Source organism: Agarivorans sp. QJM3NY_33, assembly GCF_050870865.2.
In the GTDB taxonomy this organism is placed as follows: domain Bacteria; phylum Pseudomonadota; class Gammaproteobacteria; order Enterobacterales; family Celerinatantimonadaceae; genus Agarivorans.
In genome coordinates this window covers 3,357,864-3,381,643 of record NZ_CP194039.2, presented here as the reverse complement: position 1 = coordinate 3,381,643, position 23,780 = coordinate 3,357,864, and the positions used below count along the sequence as shown (strand labels likewise).

At 46.2% G+C, this 23,780-nt stretch carries 23 protein-coding genes; 16 read left to right on the top strand and 7 right to left on the bottom strand.

Going from position 1 to position 23,780, the window contains the following annotated elements:
* Nucleotides 1-72: 72 nt before the first annotated feature.
* Genes cobD through ACRRSY_RS15200 form a run of 8 tightly spaced genes read left to right on the top strand, consistent with a single transcriptional unit; the run spans nt 73 to nt 7,481 of the window.
* On the top strand, nt 73-1,128 hold the full coding sequence (gene cobD, locus ACRRSY_RS15235) for a threonine-phosphate decarboxylase CobD (RefSeq protein ID WP_432463601.1): 1,056 nt from the start codon (nt 73-75) through the stop codon (nt 1,126-1,128).
* Nucleotides 1,112-1,633, top strand: coding sequence for a bifunctional adenosylcobinamide kinase/adenosylcobinamide-phosphate guanylyltransferase (gene cobU / locus ACRRSY_RS15230; protein WP_432452394.1), 522 nt, complete (start codon nt 1,112-1,114; stop codon nt 1,631-1,633). The genes cobD and cobU overlap by 17 nt, the downstream gene beginning before the upstream one ends.
* A gap of 5 nt (nt 1,634-1,638) precedes the next feature.
* Entirely contained in the window at nt 1,639-2,700 is a 1,062-nt protein-coding gene (locus tag ACRRSY_RS15225) for a hypothetical protein (protein WP_432459765.1), read from the top strand.
* A complete protein-coding gene (locus ACRRSY_RS15220) occupies nt 2,684-4,201 on the top strand; it encodes a cobyric acid synthase (protein ID WP_432459764.1) in 1,518 nt (505 codons plus the stop codon). Before ACRRSY_RS15225 ends, ACRRSY_RS15220 begins: the two co-directional genes overlap by 17 nt.
* Nucleotides 4,194-5,492 carry a cobyrinate a,c-diamide synthase gene (locus tag ACRRSY_RS15215; RefSeq protein ID WP_432459763.1) on the top strand — a complete coding sequence of 433 codons (1,299 nt, stop codon included), beginning with the start codon at nt 4,194-4,196 and terminating at the stop codon, nt 5,490-5,492. The genes ACRRSY_RS15220 and ACRRSY_RS15215 overlap by 8 nt, the downstream gene beginning before the upstream one ends.
* Nucleotides 5,489-6,070: a histidine phosphatase family protein gene (locus ACRRSY_RS15210; protein WP_432459762.1), complete on the top strand. Its 582-nt coding sequence runs from the start codon at nt 5,489-5,491 to the stop codon at nt 6,068-6,070. Before ACRRSY_RS15215 ends, ACRRSY_RS15210 begins: the two co-directional genes overlap by 4 nt.
* A gap of 44 nt (nt 6,071-6,114) precedes the next feature.
* On the top strand, nt 6,115-6,714 hold the full coding sequence (locus tag ACRRSY_RS15205; protein WP_432459761.1) for a histidine phosphatase family protein: 600 nt from the start codon (nt 6,115-6,117) through the stop codon (nt 6,712-6,714).
* Nucleotides 6,711-7,481: an adenosylcobinamide-GDP ribazoletransferase gene (locus tag ACRRSY_RS15200; protein WP_432459759.1), complete on the top strand. Its 771-nt coding sequence runs from the start codon at nt 6,711-6,713 to the stop codon at nt 7,479-7,481. Before ACRRSY_RS15205 ends, ACRRSY_RS15200 begins: the two co-directional genes overlap by 4 nt.
* A gap of 215 nt (nt 7,482-7,696) precedes the next feature.
* Here the strand turns inward: ACRRSY_RS15200 and yqfB are convergent, their stop codons facing one another.
* The 4 genes from yqfB to ACRRSY_RS15180 form a co-directional block, all read right to left on the bottom strand.
* Entirely contained in the window at nt 7,697-8,026 is a 330-nt protein-coding gene (yqfB, locus tag ACRRSY_RS15195; RefSeq protein WP_432459758.1) for a N(4)-acetylcytidine aminohydrolase, read from the bottom strand.
* 161 nt (nt 8,027-8,187) lie between these two features.
* Nucleotides 8,188-8,367 carry a hypothetical protein gene (locus tag ACRRSY_RS15190; RefSeq protein ID WP_432459757.1) on the bottom strand — a complete coding sequence of 60 codons (180 nt, stop codon included), beginning with the start codon at nt 8,365-8,367 and terminating at the stop codon, nt 8,188-8,190.
* Nucleotides 8,352-8,501, bottom strand: a complete 150-nt coding sequence (locus tag ACRRSY_RS15185; protein WP_439033329.1) for an NUDIX domain-containing protein — start codon at nt 8,499-8,501, stop codon at nt 8,352-8,354. The genes ACRRSY_RS15190 and ACRRSY_RS15185 overlap by 16 nt, the downstream gene beginning before the upstream one ends.
* Nucleotides 8,502-8,760: 259 nt before the next feature.
* The gene (locus ACRRSY_RS15180; protein ID WP_432452403.1) at nt 8,761-9,246 is read right to left on the bottom strand and encodes a GNAT family N-acetyltransferase; all 486 of its coding nucleotides are present in this window, start codon (nt 9,244-9,246) and stop codon (nt 8,761-8,763) included.
* Between the two features lie 486 nt (nt 9,247-9,732).
* On the opposite strand from ACRRSY_RS15180, the gene ACRRSY_RS15175 reads away from it, so the two are divergent.
* A complete protein-coding gene (locus ACRRSY_RS15175; RefSeq protein WP_432452404.1) occupies nt 9,733-10,506 on the top strand; it encodes a PEP-CTERM sorting domain-containing protein in 774 nt (257 codons plus the stop codon).
* 255 nt (nt 10,507-10,761) lie between these two features.
* On the opposite strand, the gene ACRRSY_RS15170 is transcribed toward ACRRSY_RS15175, so the two are convergent.
* Nucleotides 10,762-12,678 carry a methyl-accepting chemotaxis protein gene (locus tag ACRRSY_RS15170; RefSeq protein WP_432452405.1) on the bottom strand — a complete coding sequence of 639 codons (1,917 nt, stop codon included), beginning with the start codon at nt 12,676-12,678 and terminating at the stop codon, nt 10,762-10,764.
* Between the two features lie 842 nt (nt 12,679-13,520).
* Here ACRRSY_RS15170 and ACRRSY_RS15165 point away from each other — a divergent pair.
* Nucleotides 13,521-14,567, top strand: a complete 1,047-nt coding sequence (locus ACRRSY_RS15165; protein WP_432459756.1) for an NAD(P)H-dependent flavin oxidoreductase — start codon at nt 13,521-13,523, stop codon at nt 14,565-14,567.
* Nucleotides 14,568-14,633: 66 nt separating this feature from the next.
* Here ACRRSY_RS15165 and ACRRSY_RS15160 read toward each other — a convergent pair whose 3' ends face one another.
* Complete coding sequence (locus ACRRSY_RS15160) at nt 14,634-15,437, bottom strand: substrate-binding periplasmic protein (RefSeq protein ID WP_432459755.1); 804 nt, start codon at nt 15,435-15,437, stop codon at nt 14,634-14,636.
* A 394-nt stretch (nt 15,438-15,831) separates the two neighbouring features.
* A complete protein-coding gene (locus tag ACRRSY_RS15155; RefSeq protein ID WP_432463600.1) occupies nt 15,832-18,315 on the bottom strand; it encodes a cation:proton antiporter domain-containing protein in 2,484 nt (827 codons plus the stop codon).
* Nucleotides 18,316-18,643: 328 nt separating this feature from the next.
* Here ACRRSY_RS15155 and fucO point away from each other — a divergent pair, with 328 nt between their 5' ends.
* From fucO to ACRRSY_RS15125, 6 genes are all read left to right on the top strand, one after another.
* On the top strand, nt 18,644-19,792 hold the full coding sequence (gene fucO, locus ACRRSY_RS15150) for a lactaldehyde reductase (RefSeq protein ID WP_432452409.1): 1,149 nt from the start codon (nt 18,644-18,646) through the stop codon (nt 19,790-19,792).
* Between the two features lie 66 nt (nt 19,793-19,858).
* Nucleotides 19,859-20,035 carry a hypothetical protein gene (locus tag ACRRSY_RS15145; RefSeq protein ID WP_432459753.1) on the top strand — a complete coding sequence of 59 codons (177 nt, stop codon included), beginning with the start codon at nt 19,859-19,861 and terminating at the stop codon, nt 20,033-20,035.
* Between the two features lie 15 nt (nt 20,036-20,050).
* Complete coding sequence (locus ACRRSY_RS15140) at nt 20,051-20,212, top strand: hypothetical protein (protein ID WP_432452410.1); 162 nt, start codon at nt 20,051-20,053, stop codon at nt 20,210-20,212.
* A 107-nt stretch (nt 20,213-20,319) separates the two neighbouring features.
* Nucleotides 20,320-22,140 carry a vWA domain-containing protein gene (locus tag ACRRSY_RS15135; RefSeq protein WP_432459752.1) on the top strand — a complete coding sequence of 607 codons (1,821 nt, stop codon included), beginning with the start codon at nt 20,320-20,322 and terminating at the stop codon, nt 22,138-22,140.
* A complete protein-coding gene (locus tag ACRRSY_RS15130) occupies nt 22,124-22,708 on the top strand; it encodes a sigma-70 family RNA polymerase sigma factor (protein ID WP_432452412.1) in 585 nt (194 codons plus the stop codon). The genes ACRRSY_RS15135 and ACRRSY_RS15130 overlap by 17 nt, the downstream gene beginning before the upstream one ends.
* Nucleotides 22,701-23,504, top strand: a complete 804-nt coding sequence (locus ACRRSY_RS15125; RefSeq protein WP_432463599.1) for a hypothetical protein — start codon at nt 22,701-22,703, stop codon at nt 23,502-23,504. Before ACRRSY_RS15130 ends, ACRRSY_RS15125 begins: the two co-directional genes overlap by 8 nt.
* Nucleotides 23,505-23,780: the final 276 nt, after the last annotated feature.

Below are 23,780 nucleotides of genomic sequence, written 5' to 3'. Positions count from 1 at the left end.
GTCGATTGCTTGAGTTGATTGAGTTTTTGGTGAACGGAAGTTTGAGGGGATGACTTGATTGAGGAGCAGAGAATGAAGGCAGTCGCGCCACAGCATGGTGGGAATTTGCGTGAGCAGGTGGCTCGTTACGGCGGAGCATTGACCGACTGGCTGGATCTTTCCACTGGGGTGAGCCCTTTTGCCTATCCGGTGGGCAGCCTGCCTGCCGAGGTTTGGCAGCATTTGCCGCAAATCGATGACGGTTTAGAACAGGCCGCTCTTCGTTATTATAATGCGCCGTTTAAACCGCTGGCGGTGGCTGGCTCTCAGGCGGCGATTATGGCCTTGCCGAGTATTATTTTGGCGCGTCTCGAGTGTTCGAAGGCCGTGGTGGCGTTGCCTAGAGTTGGCTATAAAGAGCACCAACATGCTTGGCAACAGTGCGGCGGGTGCGAGTTGCTGTTTTATGATGATTTCCCTAGCCCGCAGCTGGTGGCTCGCAGCGATGTACTGGTGGTGATTCATCCCAATAACCCAAGCGGGGAGCGCTATTCGGTGCAGCAACTGCTTGAGTTGCGCCAGCATCTGGCTGCCAGAGGCGGGTATTTACTGGTGGACGAAGCCTTTATGGATTGCACACCGCAGTGCTCTTTATTGCACCCTGAGCTGGATTTATCGCATCTGGTGGTGCTGCGCTCGGTAGGTAAATTTTTTGGTTTAGCTGGGGCGCGGGTTGGTTTTGTATTTGCCGAGCTGGCCATGCAGGTAGCGTTGGCGCATCGGCTGGGTCCTTGGACGGTGGCAGGTCCTTGTCGCTGGGTAGTACAACAGGCACTGCTCGATAAACCCTGGCAGCAGCAAACCAAGCGTGCGTTAGGCGCAGCCTCGCAGCGCCTTAATCAATTATTAGCGAAATATTTAAACTGTCGGCTGGCGGGCAGCCAGCTATTTACCAGCGCTTATCTGGTGCAAGCAAGTGACTGGCATAGGCAACTCTGTGAAGCCCAAATTTACACCCGTTTATGTGACGAAGGGGATGCGCTGCGCTTTGGTTTACCCGCCAGTGAGGCTGATTGGACAAAATTAACCAAGGTGTTGCAACAGTTAAGCCGCGCCATCAAGGAGACCAGCGATGGCGAATCGGATTGAACTAGTTTTGGGTGGTGCCCGTTCCGGGAAAAGTGCTTACGCCGAGCAACAGGCGCAGCTATCGGGCAAAAGCGTGATTTATCTTGCCACCTCTCAGGTGCGTGATCCCGAGATGGCGCAGCGGGTGGCAATGCATCAACAGCAGCGTCCAGCCCACTGGCAAGTGATTGAAGAGCCAGTTGCATTGTCCGAGGCATTACTCGCCCATAGCCGCGCCGATAATTGCATTTTGGTGGATTGTTTAACCCTGTGGTTGAGCAATTGCCTGTTTGAGTTTGACCAGGTGCAATGGCCCGAGCGTAAGCAAAGTTTACTGACCAGCTTGGCCCAACTTCCTGGACAAGTGATTTTAGTTAGCAACGAAGTGGGTTGTGGCATAGTGCCGATGGGTGAGTCATCGCGTCGTTTTGTAGATCAAGCTGGCTGGCTACATCAAGCGATTGCAGCCCAAGTAAACAAGGTGACGTTGGTCACCGCTGGCCTTCCCATGCATCTCAAAGGATGAATATTATGTGGTTGAATTTTATAACTTTAAACTCGGTTGCTCCGATCCCAAACCTACATCAGATTAGTGACGCGGGCGCAGGTGACGGGCTGATGCAATTGCACCCCTCGCGCGATACCGAGTTGATTGCCTGTGGTCAGGCGAATACCTTACTGGATGGCCAATTTTTGCCTTCTCCGGAATTGGCCAACGGCTCGGTGACTCCGGCGATTTTGGTTCATGGAATATTTCGCGCGCTGCAGGCCAAAGGTTATAAAATTCGACTGCATTGTTATCAATTAGGCCTGGAGCATGAACCTGATTTTAATGGCAGCATGGTTGATCACCTAGTGGTGCATCACTGTGCGCTGGGTGCAGAGCAACAGCTGATGCAACAACAGTTGATTCCTGAGTTGAAACGTCAGGCGGCAGCGGGCGAGCGGCATCTGATCGCCGAGTCGGGAATAGGAGGCACTAGCTTTGCCAGCCTTTGGTTACGACGTTGGTTGGGTCAAGTCTTGAGTTTTGCTGGGAGTACCAAAGATCCGGAAAAGTTGCGAGTAAAAGAACAATTGATTGAATCTCTGCTGAGTCAGACCGCACAACTGCCGCTGGCGGTGGAGCCTTATGTGGCTAGTTTACAATGGTCGGATCCCATTCAGCGAGCCTGTTGTGCACTACTCGACTCGGAGTTAGTTCGTCTCGACTTTGCCGGAGGCGTGATGATGTTTGCACCAGTGATTGCCATGCAACATCAACTTCGTGATAAACAATTGAGCATTGCCACTACGCGCTGGGTGATGGCCTCCGGTGATTCGCAAATTATCGCCGCGGCACTGCCTGCGAATTGTCGTGTATTGACTCCCGAACTACGTTTTGATGGCTCGAAGTTTAAGGCATTGCAAATGTATGAAAGAGGCTACGTGATTGAAGGCTGTGGTTTAGGCGCTTGTTTGGTATTTGCCGAGCAGCAGGCAATTAAGCCACAACAGCTACTCGCCAGCCTCGATAGTGCGGTGACGCCATGGTTGAAACCGCAACAACAGCAACAACAGCAACAAGGATCCGCTCATGCAAGCATGCACTAAAGCCCTGATGGTTCAAGGCACGACTTCAGATGCGGGTAAATCGGTGCTGGTGGCCGGTTTGTGTCGCGTACTGGCACGCAGGGGCGTTCAGGTTGCGCCTTTTAAGCCACAGAATATGGCTTTGAATAGTGCGGTTACCATCGACCATGGCGAAATAGGCCGCGCCCAAGCGGTACAGGCTTATGCTTGCGGTATTGAGCCAAGCACCGATATGAATCCGATTTTACTGAAGCCCAATACTGATGTGGGGGCGCAGGTGATTATTCATGGTAAGGCGCATGCGGAGATGGATGCAGTGTCTTATCATGCCTATAAACCTAAGGCGATGAAGTATGTGTTGGAGTCTTTTGCTCGTTTACAGGCGAAATATCAAAGCGTACTCATTGAAGGCGCGGGAAGCCCAGCCGAGATCAACTTGCGTGAGCATGACATTGCCAATATGGGCTTTGCTCAAGCCGCCAATGTGCCGGTGATTATTGTGGCTGATATCGATCGCGGCGGGGTATTTGCGCATTTGTACGGTACTCTTGCATTACTCACCGAGGCGGAACAGGCGCAGGTGGTGGGCTTTGTGATTAATCGCTTTCGCGGTGATAAAGCCTTATTGGAGAGCGGTTTACAATGGCTGGAGCAGACAACGGGCAAGCCAGTATTAGGCGTATTGCCTTATTTACATGGTTTGATGCTGGAAGCTGAAGATGCAATTAATGTGAATCAGCTGAAACAGGCGGAACATCCCTTGAAGGTAGTGGTGCCGATTTTACCGCGCATTAGCAATCACACTGACTTTGATCCATTGCGCTTACACCCCAATGTGGATCTGGTGTTTGTCGCTAAACATCAACCATTGCCAGCTGCGGATTTAATTATCTTGCCCGGTTCGAAGAGTGTTCGCAGTGATTTGGCATTTTTACGCGACCAAGGCTGGGATAAGCAAATCGAGCGGCATTTGCGGTTTGGCGGTAAGTTGATGGGAATTTGTGGTGGTTTGCAGATGTTGGGGGAAGTGATTGCGGATCCTCTCGGTATCGAGGGCGTTGCGGGTGAAAGCGAAGGTTTGGGATATTTGCCTTTACAAACTGAATTGCAGAACAACAAGCAGCTGCGGCGTAGCAAGGGTATTCTGACGATGCCAGGGGCCGAATCCGTAGCAGTATTTGGATATGAAATCCATGCTGGCCGCACCTCGGGGATTGGTCCTCAGGCACCGCTGAGTTTAGACTCTGGCCCCGACGGTGCATTTGGAATGGAGCAACAGGTGTTTGCAACTTATTTACATGGCATCTTTGAATCCAGCGAAGCCTGTGCCGCCATTTTACGCTGGGCTGGTTTAAGCGATGCCAAGGGGCTGGATTTTGAGGCGCTGCGCGAGCAGGGCATTAACCGGGTGGCTGATGCCATAGAACAGCATCTCGATTTACAAAAGTTGTGGCCAGAGTTTGATTTTTCATCTCCAGCCGCTCCCAGCGTTCCACAAGCCACTGGAGTTAACATTGCCTAAGCAACAACACCTATGTCCGGCCTTAGTGGTCGCCGCGCCTAGTTCGGGCAGTGGTAAAACCACGGTGGTTGCGGCCATCGCCCGGTATTTTACTAACTTGGGTAAAACTGTACGAGTATTTAAAACTGGCCCCGATTTTATTGATCCTAACTTTTTGGCCTTTGCCAGCGGGCAGCCAGTGTATCAGTTGGATTTTTGGATGTGCGGTGAAGCCCACTGTAAAGCTCTGGTGGCCGAGGCTGCGCAACAGGCAGATTTGATCCTGATTGAAGGGGTGATGGGCATGTTTGATGGCCAATGTTCCAGCGCCGATATTGCAGCGGTGTTGGGGATCCCGGTACTGGCGGTAATCGACGCCGCCGCCATGGCACAAACCTTTGCGGCGATCGCCTTTGGTCTGAGTCATTATCGTCAGGATGTTGCAATGTATGGCGTGTTTGCCAATCGGGTTGGTTCTGCGGCTCATGCACAAATGCTTAAAGATGCCTTGGCCGATTCATTGACATTTTGTGGTTATCTGCAAAAAAATTCAGGGCTTACCTTGCCAGAGCGTCATTTAGGTTTAGTGCAAGCCGAAGAGTTGGCCGATCTCGATCAACGATTGGATTTAGCGGCTGCGATGCTCGCCGAAACCGCCAAGCTCAAGTTGCCTCCCCCAGTCGCCTTACTGGCCCCCCAGGCAGAACCTCTGCCCCTCTTGTTGGCCAACTGCACCATCGCGATTGCTCGCGATAAGGCTTTTAGTTTCATCTATCAGGCGAATTTAGATGTATTGCAGAAACTGGGCGCTCACTTAGTATTTTTCTCGCCCATTGCAGGTGATGAACTCCCACTCTGCGATGCGCTGTATTTGCCCGGCGGTTATCCTGAGTTACATCTGCAAGCCTTACAGGCCAACCAAGTATTGATGCAGCAGATCAGACTGCATGCCCAGAGCAAGCCGATTTTGGCAGAATGCGGCGGTATGCTTTATCTCAATCGAAGTCTAAGTGATGTCGATGGGGTGAGCGCCGAGCTCTGTGGGGTGCTGGATGCCACGGCGCAAATGCAGGATAGGCTATGCGCCTTGGGTCTGGTGGAAGCTGATTTTTCCGGTCAAAAACTGCGCGGTCACAGTTTTCATTATTCTAAAACCCAGTCGCAGCAGTGGGTATTATGCACGCCGATTGCCCAATCGGGCCGCGAGATGGATCCGGTGTGGCAGCAAGAAAAGTTGATAGCCTCTTATATTCATTGGTACTTTCCCTATAATCCTCAGTTAGTTGCCAGTATCTTTAAGGGGGAGTTGTGAGCCTTATATTGATCCGCCACGGTCAAACGCAGTGGAATGCGCAGCGGCGCATCCAAGGCTGGCTGGATAGCCCCTTAACCGAGCAAGCGCTGCAGCAATTGCTTACGCTGCCTTTGCCCGCTTGTCATCTGCCGTTGTTGTTTTGCAGCGATTTAGCTCGCGCTTATCACAGCGCTCAGCTATTGGGAAAGCGTTTAGGCTTGAAACCAAGCGTTGATGTGCGGCTTCGCGAACGCTGTTTTGGTGAACTACAGGGTGAGGTGATCGATCAAAATCAGCACTTAAGTGAGCAGTGGCGAGTCTACCAGCAACGTTATCAACGACAAATGCAGGGTGTGGCCGGGCTCGAGTCGGAAGCTGATTTTGCGGCGAGAATTCATTCTTTCTTAATCTCTCTGGCCCCTTTCGCTGAGCAACACGACATTATCATCGTCGGTCACGGCGAATGGTTACGTGCCTTGAGCAATATTCTGCGTGGGCAATGCTCCTGGGCAGAAGGTCAAGGCATTGGTAGCAATGGGATCGTCCAAAGGCTGGACTTTCCAATACAGCACTCGGGACTGCAATGCAGTGCTTGAATGGAGCGATTGGCGCATTTACCTATAACATAAGAATGATTTAGATGAGCACTACCAGCATTGATTTACTGCGCCATGGTTTACCCAAAGGGGCAGACTGCTTTCGCGGCCATAGCGATTTTGCCTTAACCGAAGAGGGGATGGCGCAAATGTTTGCCGCCATGCAACATGCCCCCGTGGCTGAGCGATTGGTGAGTTCGCCGCTCCGTCGTTGCCGTGATTTTGCCGAGCAATACGCGCAGCAGCATCAATTAGAACTGCTGCAGGCCAAACAATTCATGGAAATTGATTTTGGCGACTGGGACGGTCTGCCCAAGCAGCAGGTTTGGGAGCGAGAGCAGCAAGTCTTGAGTGCCTTTTGGGCCGATCCCTGGCATGTGACACCGCCCGGCGGCGAGAGTTTATTGGCCTATGAACAGCGGATTGTGAGTGCCTGGAAGGCGCTACTCAAACAACATCGAGGTAAGCGCGTGTTGTTAGTCACCCATGGCGGGGTGATTAAACAAATTTTGCGTTACGTCTTGCAGCTGCCAAGAACCGCCAGTTACTTGCAACGCTTGGAGATTGGCTATGCAGCAAGGATCTCCATTTCGGTTTTTCACGATTCAGATGGCCAACTTTGGCCTCAGGTAAGTTTTACATGACAATTGCTTCTAAAATCACCTATCAATGGCAGGTTCTGCTACTGGCGATTTCTATTTTTACCCGTTTGCCAGTTCCTGCGGATCTGCCTTATAGCGAAGATCGCAAGAACGAGTCTTATAAATTCAGCCCCCTAGTGGGCTTGCTGGTGGGTTGTTTAAGCGCTTTGGTGTATTCGCTCAGCGCCCAGCTGTGGCCGCAAAGTGTGGCGGTGGTGTTATCGATGATTGCCAGTATTTATATGACCGGTGCTTTTCATGAAGATGGCTTTGCCGATACTTGCGATGGCTTTGGCGGTGGTTTTACTCCGCTCCGCAAGCTGGAAATTATGAAGGATTCGCGGGTGGGCGCTTACGCGCTGATAGGCATGGTGTTGGTACTATTGCTCAAATATGTCAGTCTCAGTGAGTTGCATCAAGTGCCCTTAGCCTTGATGATTGCTCATACCTTAAGCCGCTGTGTTGCGGTGAGTTTTATCTACAGCCATGGTTATGTGCGCCAAAGTGAACAGTCGAAGTTAAACATTGCTCACAGCCCAAGTCGTAACAATGATCGCCTGGTATTGTTGTTGATTAGTCTGCTGTCGTTAAGCTTGTTGCCAAGCTTGGGCCTAGCGGTGGCTTTAGTTGGTGTATTGTTACTGGCGCGGTTTGGTTTCGGCCGTTGGTTGCATGTACAGATCGGGGGCTATACCGGTGATGCGCTGGGTGCGATTCAGCAGTTATCAGAACTGCTCTGTTATCTGTTTTTATTATATTGGTTGAGTTAAAGGCGATGCGGTGGGGGTGGGGTGGCTTTTATGCCCCTTCATCAGCAGCACTTCGCTCCCTGGCGAATACTTGTTTCAATATTGTTTCGTTTGGCGAATGCTGTTGATTGCTGTTTTGCTTTGACGGTACCGCTATTTTTATTTGCTCAGCCAAAGTTTAGTTGCTGAAAAGAAGGCCGCCCCGGGGCATTTTTTTCCCTGCGTGGCGCAAGTTGTTATGCGTTGTTTGGCCGTAACTGATATGTAATCACAAACAATTCATTGGTATCTGGGTAGATTTCTTTGATGAGCTCTTTAAGTCTTGGTAATTCCAAAAACTCTTGTTGAGCATGGAATTCATTGATCTCATCAAACTTTATTGGTGCTACAGATTCAATTTCTATATCGCAAACTTTTTGATCGGTTTCCAAGGTGAAAACTTCGACTTGAGAGCCGACAATATAATGGCTTTCAGATTTGTCTCGGATCGTGATTGTCTTTTTACCTGATGTAATCAATGGCGTAAGAAATTCATAAAACGTAATTTTATCTGGAACATCAGTCATTGTTTATTTTCACTTTGCAATATATAAACAGATAAGGGTTGTTATGAAGAAAATTTCCTTGTGATAACAAGGAGATGTTCCATCTTTCCCGCATTTTTGTTAAAGACAGCGATTTTAAAGCATCAATTAAACGAGTTGCAGTAACTGTCTTTATAATTTTGTTATGGGTATTTTTGACTAGGATACCAATTTTTTTCAACAAGCATTGGAAATACCTTGGTTTCGAATATTGAACTAACCTGAACTTGCTTGATATTGGAGGTATTGATCCACTTTAGCTCAGCAATTTCAGCTGCTTCTTTCAGCTTACCTTGATATGAATGGACTACATAAACATCCATCTCGAGCTCAATTTTTTCAATAGCTGAAGCTGGCGCTTTATATGAGTTAAAAATGAAAAGTCGCCCTTTTTTATGGTGATTCCAACTTCTTCTTTTAACTCTCTCACTAAGGCGTCTTCTGGAGACTCTCCCATATCAGGCTTTCCTCCTGGGGCAAAAAAGTATCGTTCCCTTTGGAGCGCAAAACCAATAAAGACTTATTTTCAATGATGATTCCAGCTGACTTTTTCATTCATATTTCCTGATTTATAGCTATTATTAGACATAACACGCTCGCAACTAATAGACATAACGCTGGCAGCCGCTACGCATATTTGGTCAGGTTAACCAAACGCGCTGCTTTGTGGTGAAAGCGAAGTCGCAACAAAGCAGCTTTGGTTGTGCTTGGCATTGTTATGTCGAAAGTTCATGAAGCATAAGCTGAGCACCTACACCGTAACTGGGGTCTACCGCTTGGCTTCCTAAAGATGAAAAGCCTTGCTTTTTCCAGAACTCAGAAGAGTCTTGCACTGCAACCAAGCGAATCTGCTGAAAACCGGAATTTTTCGCAATGTTTAGCAAATTCCCCACCATCTTTTTGCCTAGGCCGTGACCTGCAGCAGTACTCGAAATAGCCAAATCATGTAAAAAAAGAATTGTTCCCTCTGAGCCAACTGGCAGAGCTTGAAAGAGCTTTGGTGGGGTATCCTTATTCCATGAATGAGCCAACAAGTATCCAATTACGTTGCCTGCTTTTTCATACACGAAGCAACATTCTGGAGAACACAACCACTTACTTTTCAGAACTTCCAAACTTTCCGGATCGACCAGAGCATAAGCTTCGGCTTGAAGCTTTAAAATTTCTGACCAAGTGGCTTCATTTATTGGCTTTATAGACATCTTCGAACTCTAAATATTGCTGTATAACAGGAAATAGAAAATTCAGCTTCCTACCACGGAAAGAGTAGTCGTATTAGCACAAAGTTGTTCATGTACTGATGCTCTTGCTTTAACTGATTGTCTACTTTGATATTTTTTCACTTTTTTCAATGTCAGCGTTTATTTTCTTGATTGGAATGACCCTCATTCAGCCTTATAAATAACGAACTTACATTATTCTTTGTTAAGGAATATATATAAATGTTCTCATTTTGTTGGTTTGATTGCTAGTGGGAATGTTGTGGTTTTTATATTTCTATTCTTCGGGATGATTAAATCAATATTTCAGTTTTATTTCATTTCAGCCTAGCATGTTAGCGTTGAATTAATCAATATATAACCACTTGTTTTTGTTGATTTTTTTTGCGGTTCGTGTATAGAGATCTTGGGAGAGCGATCTATTTAAATCGCTCTTATGGAAAATCAAAACTATTATATGGAGTAGAAATGAAAATAATTATGCTATCAATTTTATCTTTATTATTAAGCATCATTTCAGTTAGCGCATTTTCAAATGTTGTTTTATACGAACAAGATTTCGAAAATCCGACGGGTTATATTAATGGGAATGGCGATGCGAGTCTGCAGTCTGTTAATGCCTTGTATGGTGATCAACCCACAGGTTTTTCTTTCGCTCAAAAAAAGACGGTCGAAACGCTATATATATCGGGGAACGAAGCCTATGGTACAGGGTATTTAGACTCGTCTCGCCAAGGTGGGAATTATGCCTTGGGGATGCAGAATAGCCCGCAAAACGATTTAATTGGTTTGTCATTTAATGTTGGTCATTACGATTTTCTAAATTTTATGGCTGATATATCAAGCATTGAGCTTAGCTCTTGGGGGCCTCATGGTGTTATAGGTACTCCTATATTTGAGTTCACTCTGTTTGACAATCCGACGGGTGTGAATGGCACTGGTTCAGGGAAGGTTCTCGATAGTGGTGTTGCATCAGGAACGGCTTCTGACGTCGATACTTTTGACTGGAGTAGCGTTTTGCTTCCTCTTGAAACGGATGGTAATACCAACGGCAATGTTACATTGAGAATTGATTTGTTAGGGGGCGGTTATGCAGCGATAGACAACCTTCTAATTGTAGCTTCAGATATTCCTAACGATGTTCAGGTCCCTGAACCAAGCTCAATATTTCTATTATCACTTGGACTCATCGGATTGATGATGAACCGACGGAAGACCCTAACTAATCCCCATATATTCTAGTGTCACTGCCGTTATACATGTCTAGAGATCTTCTCAACGGGCGAACAAGCATTGGTGGTTAATGACCTAAATATTCCATCAATGCTTACTCTGTAGGAACGAAGAACATAGAGTACTTGTTTGTAAAAGCGGAAAGCCGGAGGCGTAGCTCTTTGTAGCCTCTAATTATTGCTGAACTGTGGGGTGTCATTCCGTATGTTTTTCGAAATGACACTCGATCCTATTTATGGGCATTATCGTATCAGGCCCAACAGTTTATAATTTAAAAAATGAGACCAAATTGACCAAATCATCTGATTGCTGATGCTGTTTGATTATTTGTGTTTCGATCTCGGTGAGCGTCTGCACATTATCTTCTAAAAGTGTTTTGATCTGTTCTACATTCATACTGATTTCTTTAGCGACGGATGTTTGCTCTTCTGTTGCAACAGATACTTGGGTATTCATCTGCGATACTTCATCAATTGCATTTACAATCGAATCATAGGCTGAACCAGATAGCTCCATTAAGCCGACCACTTCTTTGGTACTCTCTGATGATGAAGAAATGGCTTGCACGACATTTTTTGCACCGACTTGAATAGTATTAATAATGTTTGTTATTTCTGCGATAGAATTTTGAGTTTTCTGAGCTAAGCTACGCACTTCATCGGCTACGACGGAAAAACCTCTTCCTTGCTCTCCTGCTCTGGCGGCTTCAATAGCAGCATTCAGCGCTAACAAGTTGGTTTGATCGGCAATACTGCGGATAACATTGAGTATGCTGGCAATGTTATGACTGTCGTCACTTAGCTTGCTTACTAAGGTCGTTGATGATGTCATTTCCTGAGATAGATGATTGATCGCACCTAATGTTTGTTTGACTTTATCAATACCACTTTTGGCCTCGTTTTCTGCAGTTTGGCTTTGATCTGAAGCATTTTGTGCATTCTCAGAGATATCGTTTGTCGACATTGCCATTTCATGTATAGCGGAGGCGAGCATATCTGTTTGAGATAACTGAATTTGGACTGATTCGGTTGATTTTTTGGCTGAGCCGCTGATGATGGTACTGGATTCCGAAATAATATTTGTTAAGTCGGACAAGCGTGAAATAATTTTACGTAATGCCAAAGCCGATTCATTTAGGGCTGTATTTAATGAACCAAACTCATCATTTACGGCAATTTCGATATCTTTTGTTAAATCCCCTGATGATATTCTTTGAGCAAAATATATAGATTGATTTAATGGGCTCATAATTGAACGAATTAACCAATATCCCATACTAATAGCAGCCACAATAGATATTCCAATCGCCAAGACAATTAAGGTGATTGCTTGTTGGCGTTTTTGTTCAGCGATTCCAAGTTCTATCGATACTAGTTGAGTCATTTTTTTTGACGCCATCATGGCTGAACTTAACATAGAATCCGTGGCTTGGTTTAAGTTGCTATTTTCCGTTTTGATCCTTTTAAATAATGCTAAATAGTTTTGTAAGTTTCTTTCTAAGAGAGAAATAGTGTTTTTTGTATCATCAGATAACATGACATTTTTTATTTCTGATGCTTGAGTGTTTAGGTTTTCAATTTCATTGATGATTTTACCTTCTGATTCTTGATTATATTTTGCATTGTAAGTCCAAATGTTCACTCTAAGATCGTTGAATTTGTCTTTTAATTCTTTGGCTCGCTTGTATCGTCCAAATTCATCAAAAAGATGCTGATTCTTCGAGTAAAAATCATCAATGGAGAGCAGTGTGTTATCGATGTTCGAAGAGATACTGGCCGCTGCTTGGCTAAATTCTCCGCGAGCTTTGATTGCATTTTGTTTTGATGTTGAAAAATGACTAAATGCGTCAATGAAATCTTCAACGCTGTTGGTTATATTTTCAACTTCTTTTTTACTGGAAACTACTTCCATCATCGATTTAACTTGGTTGAGAATTGACCGTGTTTTCTCGGTTTGTATATAAGCATTCTCTTTAAATTTAGATTTTTCTGAAATCATGTAGTCGGCTTGTGCTAGGCGAGCAAGATAAAGTGAAGTATCTGCTTGGTTTAATTCTCGTACGATCTTAGTTTGATATGCTTGTTGTTGGATTTGAACGGTTGTTAATGTTCCTAATACGATAATAATTAGAACGAATATACTTAGTATAAATAAAAGTTTTCTCTTTATGGTAAATATCATTTGCTACCTCTTGAACTTCTTAAAAAAACAAACAATAGGTTGTTTATTTGGTAAGCCGCCAGATTAGTAGTCAAATTAATGCAAAGCAATTATCTTATAAAAGTGAATGAATTCATTATTGTTTATAATGTAAATATATCTGAACACCAAGAATATATTACGAAGCGACTTGTCTTGATAAGGGTTTAGATCGGTGGCTTGAATTTCTTGCGCCTTTTACCGCTGGATAGTTTTCGACGATTACACAGCTGCTCAACCTGCTCCAAGTGGAGGTGAGTGCCCAGCTCACTGGCATTCAGTTTATGGCTGATGGGGCTTTATCCCGGCTTTTTAGCGTTTCAATTTGACCAGTGCTTTTGTCAAGCGGGGCGCCGCGGTGTGGGGGAAAGGCGGTCTGCTGGGCTGCGGTTCACTTGCTCTGTTTACCCCTCACTGCTAATAAGTCATCAGCCACCTTACGGGTGATTGCCTTGGCAATTTGGGTCTGACAGGTGATGGCAGCAATTGTCGCGATGGAGTCATGCAAGTCGAGCGTTTGAATCAGCGCCTATATCGTGTTGATTTTATTGCTTTTATTATCGGTTTTTAGTTGGCCGTAGACCAACTGTTTGGCGCTGACGTGGATATTCACCATATGGATAGTGCTTTGTTTGTCGTCTCTGTTATAAGAGTCGCGCAAGGTCTTGCCATCAAGGGCAACTGTTCCATTGAATACACAGAGCTCTTGAAACGCTGAAGGTGACGAATATTTGGGGTGATGGTTTCAAAAGCGAGCGCTTTAAATATGCGTGACGCTGGTGATAAAGTGGCTGATAAAAGGGGCGACGTTATGGAGAGCGAATATGTATAAAGCAAATATGAGAGCACTACTGGGGACTCAATTACCAATTATTCAGTCGCCGATGGCAGGCGTTCAAGATAGCGCGTTAACTATCGCGGTAAGTGAGGCAGGGGGTTTAGGTTCTTTGCCCTGTGGCATGTTAAGCATAGAACAAATCGTTAGCGAAATAGGTTTCATTAAACAGGCCACCGATAAACCTTATAATCTTAATTTTTTCTGCCATAAGATGCAGGCATATGCTGAATATCAGCATATGTTGTGGCGAGAAAAGTTAAAGCCATATTTTGAAGAATTGGCGATCCACAGCGAAAGTTTGCCTCATTATGTTAATAGAACTCCATTTAATCATGATATTGCTGATGCGATAGAGCCATTTAAGCCGGAATTTATAAGTTTTCATTTTGGTCTGCCCGAGCAGTCATTGCTGGCTCGGATAAAAGGATGGGGAACCAAGATTGTATCTTCAGCGACCACTATCAAAGAGGCATTGTGGCTGGAATCTAAAGGTGTTGATGGGATTATTGCTCAAGGCTTGGAAGCGGGGGGACATCGAGGGATGTTCCTGTCAGACGATATTTCGACCCAAATGGGGATGTCTGCGCTGGTCCCTCAAATTGTAAATAAAGTTAGCGTGCCAGTAATTGCCGCGGGTGGCATCGCTGATAGCCAAGGTGTTCAAGCCGCTTTGCAGCTGGGGGCGGGAGCAGTATTGATTGGCACCACTTATTTACTTTGCTCTGAAGCTAAAACGTCTCGCTTACATCGTGCTGCGATAAAGAGTCGTAAATCACAGCATACGGCGTTAACCAATGTGTTCTCTGGCAGGCCTGCTCGTGGCATCGTGAATCGAGTGATGAAAGAGCTCGGTTATATGCATCCGCTGGCACCAAGCTTTCCTTATGCTTCAATTGAAATGACCCAACTCCGTGGCGAAGCTGAAAAGTTAAATTCTGATGCTTTTTCTCCACTGTGGTGTGGGCAAAATACCACTGGATGTAAAAATATTTCTGCCAGAGCCTTAACGTTGCAACTTGCTGCTCAAGACTAGGGGCCTTGATTTTTGGAATGGATGTGTAACCGCTAATGAATGCTTGGGGCTCGTTTGCCGAGGTGCTTATTCGACTTGTAACATGCCATCTTTTACCTCCCAGTTAGGTGCTTGGTAATAAGCGGCCCATTTGTCGACGAGCTTTTGAAAAGAGCCATCGTTTTTCATGTCATCTAAGGCCGCTTGCCAGCGAGCAATCAGCCTATCTGAGGTGAGTTGAGAAAAGCCGATATAAATATTGTAACCATACATGGTAAACACTGCTTTCATGAGATGAGGATTGATTTGAGCTTCTCGTGAAATGGCTTGGATATCGAGATCGGTGGCTGCAAATAAGGTGGTTCGCCCTAATAATAATTTCCCTAATCCCTGTTCCCAATGGGTGGTGCTTTGCAGATTAGTAAAGCCTTGTTGTTTCAAGTATTGTTCTTTTGAGTCTTCGCGCATGGTCCCTATGCTCGCAACCTTTTTGGCGTCGGCTAAACTATTTATCGAAATTAGACTATCGCTTTTAGCAAACAGGCGTGCTTTTTTACGTGCGATAGGGCCTACCCATTTAAATTGCGCTTCACGTTTAGCGGTTCGGGCAATACTAAAAATGAAATTATTGTTGATGGTTTTCGCGTTACGATAAGCGCGTGCCCAGGGGATGATTTCAATGTTTACTATATCTCTGGTTCGATGGAAGATTTCCTTAATCACGTCGGTGGTGAAACCTGTTATTTCAGGCTCGCCTGGCTCTCCTTGTTTTGGGGTAAGCACAAAGTTTAGTGGGGGAGCATGGATGGTGTAGCCAAGCATCTCTTGGGCCGTTAACTGGCTTGAAAAGAGAGTGATTGCTACAGTTATCCATGAGATGGTTTTTATCATGTTTCACCTTCAATAATCCGAGCAAGGCTTTATGTGATCACTAGCGATTACAGTTGGTTTTAAGCTCATCAAATAATTTACCGAGTGTATTTAGCTTAGCAAGCCTCGATATTGATAGCCATTTTATGATGCGTGTCGATAATAACAGACTGGCGCTCATTATGAGTTAAGTTGTATCTGGGAGTATGCTTGTGATGACTCGAATTCCAAGCAAGTCGTTTACTCGGCGCAATATGTCCCCTCTTCAGCACCGTTAGTTTACAAAGTTATCGAGAAGAATGGTAAGCAAACTTAAGGAAGTGAAAGCCTTTAAGGTCAACATGAGTCATGCGCTTTGTCCTCAATCCACTTAATTTCTGCGGGCTTTGGGGCACTACTGGCTGGTGAGCGTTTTTTACTGGTTTGGATTTATAGGCTCAGGTGAGGTGACAGCTTGCTGCTGCGATAGTTGTTGTTGTAGCTCTACACTTAATCGTTCCGCCAGTTTGGGGTCTTCACTAGATACGCTTCTTAATACGTTTAAATCTATCCAGATAAGATCACAGGGACCTTCGCTGTAGATATCCTGTTGAAAATGGCCTGTCAGTAGTGCTTCCAGTCCTAAACAGCTGCCTAAAGTGTCGATTTTTTGCTGGTGTTGCTGGATTTTTCCACGACATAAAATGGCGATTGCATCGGCTTGCTCGCCCCTTCTCTGGAGTAACTCGCCTTGCGGGTAGATCCGTCGCCAGGCGTGACGACTTAAGCTTAATAGAGAGCGCTCCTTGGCCTGCGCAAGCCAAGTCACCTGTTTGAGTATGCTACAAAAATCACTGGGAGTGGTGAATCTGGGCATATTACGCAGTGCCATTAAACGCCGTTCTACGTCATCTAACATTTTCTGGGCTTCGGCCTGCTCCAGCTGTGCTTCTTCGACCAGCTGAGTGATTAAAAAGCGCTCTTTATTATGCAGTTGGCGGCTGGCCGTTTGGGTTTCTAAGCTGTAGGCTACTTCCGGAAAGCTTTCTTGTAATTGCCAGATCATCTCTAAGACTTTGGTTTTATTATGGGCAATTTGCTGGGTGAATACGTCTGCTATTTGCGGGGTGGGTGCTAACTCGGTGGCGATCTGTAGGATATGATCTTGGGCCAAAATATACCCGCGAGCCACTTCATAACCTAAGGCCATTTGGTTGAAAGACAGACTAAGCGAGAGTCGGCTAAGCCAGGAGATACGCCCAAGTAATTTCACCAATAGTGGTGTTTTCCAGTAGTGGAACAAGACTTCTCTTGGACCGATGGAAGGCGCGCCATCGAGGGCGCGATCTACGCCATCGACCAGCTTACTTACCGCGAGTCTTTCAAGACCGCCGCTGCGATAGAGTTTCCAGTAAAATTGACGTTCGGTTTCCAGTAAGCGCCGTTGATAAGCAATGCTGAGTTCACCCGACTCGGCATCGCCGCCTAAGCTGTCATCGAGGTCGTTTTCACTGAGCTGGAGCCCTTTGGCTATTTTTGTCCAGTCAGCACGAATGGTGAGAGGGTCTTGTTTTAATACTTTGATTTCCTGATTCAGCTCGCGGTAGATAAGGTGTTGGGCCTTATTTACGGTGACCTGCTTTGAGTGGGGTAAGCCACTTAGCTGCAACTTATTTAGCAGCCAGCCCATGCTGCTGCCGTTGATCACAATTGTCAGTACCACGATTCCTGCGGTCATGAATAGGATCTGTTGACCAACAAGTGGCTCGATTTGTGGGTGGTTGACTAAAGTCAGTGCCAGTGCCAGAGAAACCGCACCGCGTAGTCCCCCCCAAGTTAATACGCAGGCCTTTTGCCAAGAGAGTCCAATACTAATTCGACCTAATATCGGCATTAAAATGGCGATTGAGAGGGCTCGTATGAGCATTACCCCGAGGTATAATGCGGCTAAGGTCCACCACCACTCAAGTAAATCCAAACGCACCTTAAGAGCAACGATTAATCCGACCAGTAAAAAAATTAGCGTATTGGCGATATAAGCCATCATTTGCCAAAATGAGTGCAGAAAATCGGCGCTTTGAACGGATATTCGAGTGCGACCGGGGCCTGCAAATAGGATTGCCATGGTGACTACAGCCACCACACCGGAAACATGCAACACATTTTCAGCTATAAAGTAAACCAAATAGGCACTGGCAATGCTGATACTGATTTCGACCATTGGATTATTAAATAGTCGGTCCATCCATAACAGCGCGAGATAACCAATGGTTAAGCCAAGCAGTAAGCCCGCCAGTACCACTCGAAAAAATTCATTCACGCCTTCGAAAAAGGTAAGTGATTCAGTATGACTCAGTAAACCAAGAAACAGCGAGAACAGTACAATGGCAGTTCCGTCGTTGAGTAGTGATTCACCTTCGATTAGGGTTTCCAAGCGTTTTCTAGAGCTGACTTCTTTAAGCAGGGCCACCACCGCTACCGGGTCGGTGGCGCTGATTAAAGCGCCAAACAGTAAACACAGCGCCCAACTCCAATCCAGAGGTAATACAGCGTGGACCAGCCCAGCGGTTGCGAGCATCGCGAGCATTAATCCGGGAACTGCGAGTAGTGCAATTTGGCTGAAGATCCGTCGAAACAAATGGGTTTCCATGGCGAAGGCGGACTCAAAGATCAAGGTGGGTAAAAACATAAATAGGATCAGATGTGGGTCGATAGAGGTCACGGTAATTAAGGCCTCTGATAAACCTTCAAGCTTGAAGTTGAAAGAACGCAGTACCAGACCCGCCGCCAAACCAAGCAGCAGCAGGGCAACGCTGTAGGGCAGAATACTTTTCTTTAATACAGAACGCAGTAGGGCCCCCAGCAAGAGAGCCACAATTGCGAATAAAATAAAGAAGATACCTGTATCGCTGCTAACCATGGCTAGCGCTCCTTGTCGATATCAACTTGCAGTAACAACAGTTTGCTGCGGGTAGTCACTTGACCGACCACTCAAAGAATAGTTTGTAAAGCGTGTCTGTGTTGGATTTTTGGACTTATTTTTTAAGTCGTGAAAGCTTTGATTGACGCGAGACTTGCCGCCTGAAGAGATGCGAGTTGAATAGTACAAAATTGTCGACTTGTAACAATATATTGGCTAGTCGGTAGTTTTGAAAAACCGAGCACAAACTCCCCCTCGCTTGCTACATACAATGTGCCTAGCGTAACTATTGGTGTTACTTAATTGTAAATTATGAGAGGGAATAGCCATGGCATTTGCATTGAATCTTCCAAAGTTAAGTTTAGCGGGTAGCGGGGCCGTTGAAGATGCGGTGACGGTACTGAGTCAGCAATTTGTAAAAAAAGCCTTGATTGTCACGGATACTAATTTAGTTAAATTAGGTTTGTTAGATACTTTGTTGAGTGCCCTAGATAGCTATTCGATTGCTTATGAGATGTTCGATGAAGTCTTACCAAATCCTACTGCATCTCTGGTGCGGCGGGGTCTTGCGGTATATCAAAAAGCCGAGTGTGATTGTTTTATCGCAGTGGGTGGGGGCAGCCCAGTCGATTGTGCTAAAGCCATTCGTATTATGGCCTCTAACGACGGTGATATTTGTGATTTTAATGGCGTCGGCAAGGTGACTCACTCAGGGGCATATTTTGTTGCCATTAATACCACCGCAGGTACGGCTGCAGAGATGACTTCTAATTCGGTGATTACCGATGAAGAAAACCAAGTCAAAATGGTGATTATCGATGCCAAACAAATCCCGGATATTGCGGTGAATGATCCCAGCTTGATGCTTGGTTTACCAGCGGCAACCACGGCTGCTACTGGTATGGACGCTCTCACTCATGCGATTGAAGCCTACGTGACGCCGGGGGCGCATATTTTAACCCGGCCGACAGCCTTAGAGGCGATCCGCTTAATTAGCAAATGGTTGCCAGTGGCTGTTGCAGAGGGCCAAAACTTTGAGGCACGTGATAACTTAGCATGTGCTCAGTTTTTGGCGGGGATGGCGTTTAATAGCGCAGGTCTTGGTTTAGTGCATGCGATGGCTCACCAACCCGGTGCGACGCATAATCTACCGCATGGTGTATGCAACGCAATTTTGCTGCCGGAAGTGTGTGAATTTAACGCTGAAACCTGCCCTGAGCCGTTTCGCGCGGTTGCCGAGGCAATGGGCGGTAGAACCTTTGATCTCAATGATAAAGACGCGGCAGCCCTCGCGGTCGCTTTGGTTCGTCAGTTGTCGGCGACAGTTGAAATTCCGTCAGGCTTTGCTGAGTTAGGGATCCGCGAGACTGATTTTGGTCAATGGATTGATAAAGCGATGCAGGACCCTTGTTTACCGGGGAACCCTCGCCAACCCAGCCCTGATCAAGTGATGCAGCTTTATAAACAAGCCTTATAAATAGACCTTAGTGCCCTCGAAATCTCTGGTTTTGGGGGCAACTTTTAGATGAATAATTGATAGCAAATGAAAACTGTTGTGTTGGTAAAGTTGATTGTGTTGATGGTTTTTGTCGTGTTGATTTATGTTGATTGTCAATCAAGCAATGATCTCAAAGCGTTGTTTAAACCGCTAAATCTCAGCTTCACTGATGCTGCAGAGTTGACCGACGCTGATTATTACATGGCCGAACATGGATCATAACACTTGGGAGTTAACATGGATCTTTCATCTATTTATGCACTGATTATGGCAGCAATAGAGGGCAGTGAAACGAGCGAGCCCGTGTTGCTTCATGTACTGATTCGTTTAACCTTAGTATTTATTCTACTTACTATCGAGGTGAAATTTTTTGTGTTCTTAAACCGCAAACTGCCTTAGCCAAATGCCACGAGAAATTGGCCCTGATTAATATTTTTCATTTTTTTAGCCTCGTTTTTGGACTTGCAACGATTACTAAGTTGAGACTTTCTTAAATAAGGTAATCGATGATGCAATTTTCTTCTGTTTCTACTTTTTCTCCGGTGGCGCGCGCTGTGGGTTTGGTGCTAGCTGTATCAGCTTTGGTCGCCTGTGGTCAATACAGCGATACGCAAGCAGAGCAGTCTAAAGCGCCAGTAGCTCCAACCGCCGAGCCGCTGATTTTAGCCGAAGACGCTGCTATTCCCCGGCAAAGGTTAGAGCAAGCCGCGGCGGTTCAGCAATTGACTCGCCACGCCAAACTTTCGTCACAAGCAGACCTTCGTTATGTTTCACAGATACAATCATTGCCTAAAGTAAGCAATCAGGAAAACTATCAAGTGCTTGAAGACTCAACTGTGCACTTGGTGAGTGAGCAGCCGGTGTCTACTTTTAGCGCTGATGTAGATACGGCTAGTTATGCCAATGTTCGACGTTTCATTAATCAGGGGCAAATGCCACCTAAAGCCGCTGTGCGGGTTGAAGAGCTGCTTAACTACTTTTCCTATGATTATCTGATGCCGCATTCTCTGACTGAAGCGCAGCCAATTGCTGCGAATACATTGCTTACCGCGTCACCTTGGAACCCCAATAATCATTTACTGCGGATTGGTATTAATAGTTACCAACCGGACATACAGCAACGTCCTGCAGCTAACTTAGTATTTTTAGTGGATGTCTCGGGTTCGATGCAATCCAGTGATAAGCTCACGCTAGCCAAGCAGTCGATGTCGTTGATGCTGAGCCAACTTAAAGCCGATGATAGTGTGGCAATTGTCACCTATGCCAGTGGCACCAGTGTGGCACTGCCCGCAACCAAAGCGAGTAGCCGACTGACGATCGAAAGAGCGATTGATAGTTTAAGGGCTGGTGGAGCCACCAATGGTGAAGCGGGTATTGCTTTAGCCTACCAGCAAGCACAGCAAGGCTTTATCTCCGGCGGTATCAATCAAGTTTACTTGATCTCGGATGGCGATTTAAATGTTGGGGTGAGTGATGTGGATGCGCTCAAACATTTGATTGGCGAGCGGCGTAAGGCGGGGGTTCAATTTTCGACACTTGGTTTTGGTCAGGGAAATTATAACGATTACTTAATGGAACAACTGGCCGATACTGGCAACGGCGTCTCCGCATATATTGATACCCTTCATGAAGCGCAGAAGGTGTTGGTGGATCAGTTGGGGAGTAGCCTGTACACCGTCGCTCATGATGTAAAATTTCAAGTGGAATTTAATCCAGCGCAGGTCTTAGAATATCGTTTACTTGGTTATCAGAATCGCCAACTCGAGCGTGCCGATTTTAATAACGATCAAAAGGATGCTGGCGATATCGGTGCCGGCCATAGTGTGACCGCCATATATGAACTCACCTTAGTCGGTGATCAAGGTTTAATCGACCCGCTGGTATTTCAGTCTGCGTCGCAAGCGAAGCAAGCCTCGGCAGAAACTAGTCCTGCGATTGCTGAACTGAGGCTACGTTATAAAACTGCTCACTCTAAAGTTTCTGCGAAGCGGCTTCAAAGAGTCCACAAAGCTGACTTTATTGCACTTTCAAAAATATCAGATGACGATAGGTTTGCGTTAGCGGTGGCTGCTTTTGGCCAAAAATTAACTGCCGCTCCCTACCTTGGTGATGTTAGCTATCAGCAAATTATTGATTGGGCAAATCAGGCTAAAGGTAAGGATAACTTTGGATATCGTGCAGAGTTTGTTAAATTGGTCAGATTAACGTTTAGCTTAGCGCAGCAGAATGCGGCCTTGCTTGATTCCCACTCAAGCCTCATTTCTCAGCCGCCAGGTCGTATTTTACCAGCAAGGAATCAAGCCCAAACTTATGAGCTTAGCCAGTGATGAGCAACTGATGCTCGACTATGGACAGCGTGGCGATCTCGCGGCCTTTGAGTGCTTGTATCAACGTTATCGTAAAGCGTTATTTGCCTTTGTTCGACAAAAAATGCCTGAAACAGCTGCTAATGAAGTGTTTCAGGATATTTGGGAGTCGCTGATAAGCCAAGCGAGTAGTTTCCACCTGATGGTTACCAGTGAGGCGGGGGTCTCTGTCTATGCGGGCTGTGAAGGTAAGTTTCGGGCCTTCCTTTATACTATTGCTCGTCGCCGTATTGCCGATCATTGGCGTCGCCAAGGTGGTCAAGGTGAGCAAGATGAACAGGCCTTAGCGGGGCTTTTGGCGACCACAAATCCAGAGTTAAGTCATCAACAGGCACAAGCCAAGCAGGTGATTCTGCTCTGTGTATCGCGCTTGCCGAGAAAGCAGCAGGATGTTTTTATGTTGAAACAAAATGGCTTGGCAGTTGCCGAAATTAGTGTGGTATTGGATGCCTCCTTCGATGCGGTGAAAAGCCGAATACGCACTGCTTATCAGCAATTACGTGAATGTTGGGAGAAACACCATGGCTGAGCATACTGATAATCCCCCGAGTGACGCGCAAATCGATCAAGCATTTCAGCAAGCCATCGACCCACTGCAACCTTCGCCCGAGTTGGATCAGCAGATCTTAAATTTGGCCGAGCAGCAGACTAAACAAGCTAAAGTAGTGCCTTTGGTTCGTCGCAAAAGTTGGGCGGGGGCTCCGTTATGGGCCAGCGCCGCTTCGATTGGCTGTGTTGGCGTATTGGGCTGGTGGTTGTGGCAGAGCGTGATGCACGATCCAAGTCTGGCAACACCCAGCGAATTGAGCTATCAAAACGAAGCCCTTCGTTCCGTTGCAAGTCCGTCTTCTGTAGGAGGAGTGGAGCGGCGAGACCACGAGCTGCAACGGGCGGAAGCTCAACAGTCGACAAGCCAAGCTCGAATATTACAAGAATCAGCGCGAGCAGTCGCTAAGCAAAGTATCGCCAGTGATATGGGGGGGGAGCCTGCGATAAAAACACCTTCTCTTTCGGTATTTGAAGCGGCAAGCGCCTTGTCAGATGAGCAGCGTCATTGCATTCGCGATGCTTTAGCTGATTTGCGTCCGGAGCAGCTGGCGCGCATTGCGATTCAAGATCTAAGCTTGTCGCAGCAGCAAGCTATCACTCTCGCGGCAACTAAAATTAAGCCCAATTTAGCGTTGCACTGGCAACAACAAGCTTGGTATTTACTCCCCTTCGATCCATCTTGGTGGTTAGTTCCGCAGAGTGTCAATCTTGAGTCTACATTTGTCTATATCTTCCCTGACAAGCTGCGTCATCATTGTCAAAATATCGCTCAATAGAGAATCGTTAACAGGAGCTCTCTATTGCTGTATTTCCTCAGGAATTTGGAGGCCTTAAGAACAATTCATGACACGTTTTGGTGATTGTGAGTATTCCATATTGGTATTCGAAACACTCACTGGTACTTCGGATTAAAAGCAATCGCTCAGTTTTTTTTCATACGGGTCTACGTCGCCAGTCTATTGCAAATATAACGAAGTTGAATAAATGCTTACTGCTGGTGCGAGCAAGGGATGTTTCACTGTGGCCGCCGACCGAAACTTAAGTGTGTTTTG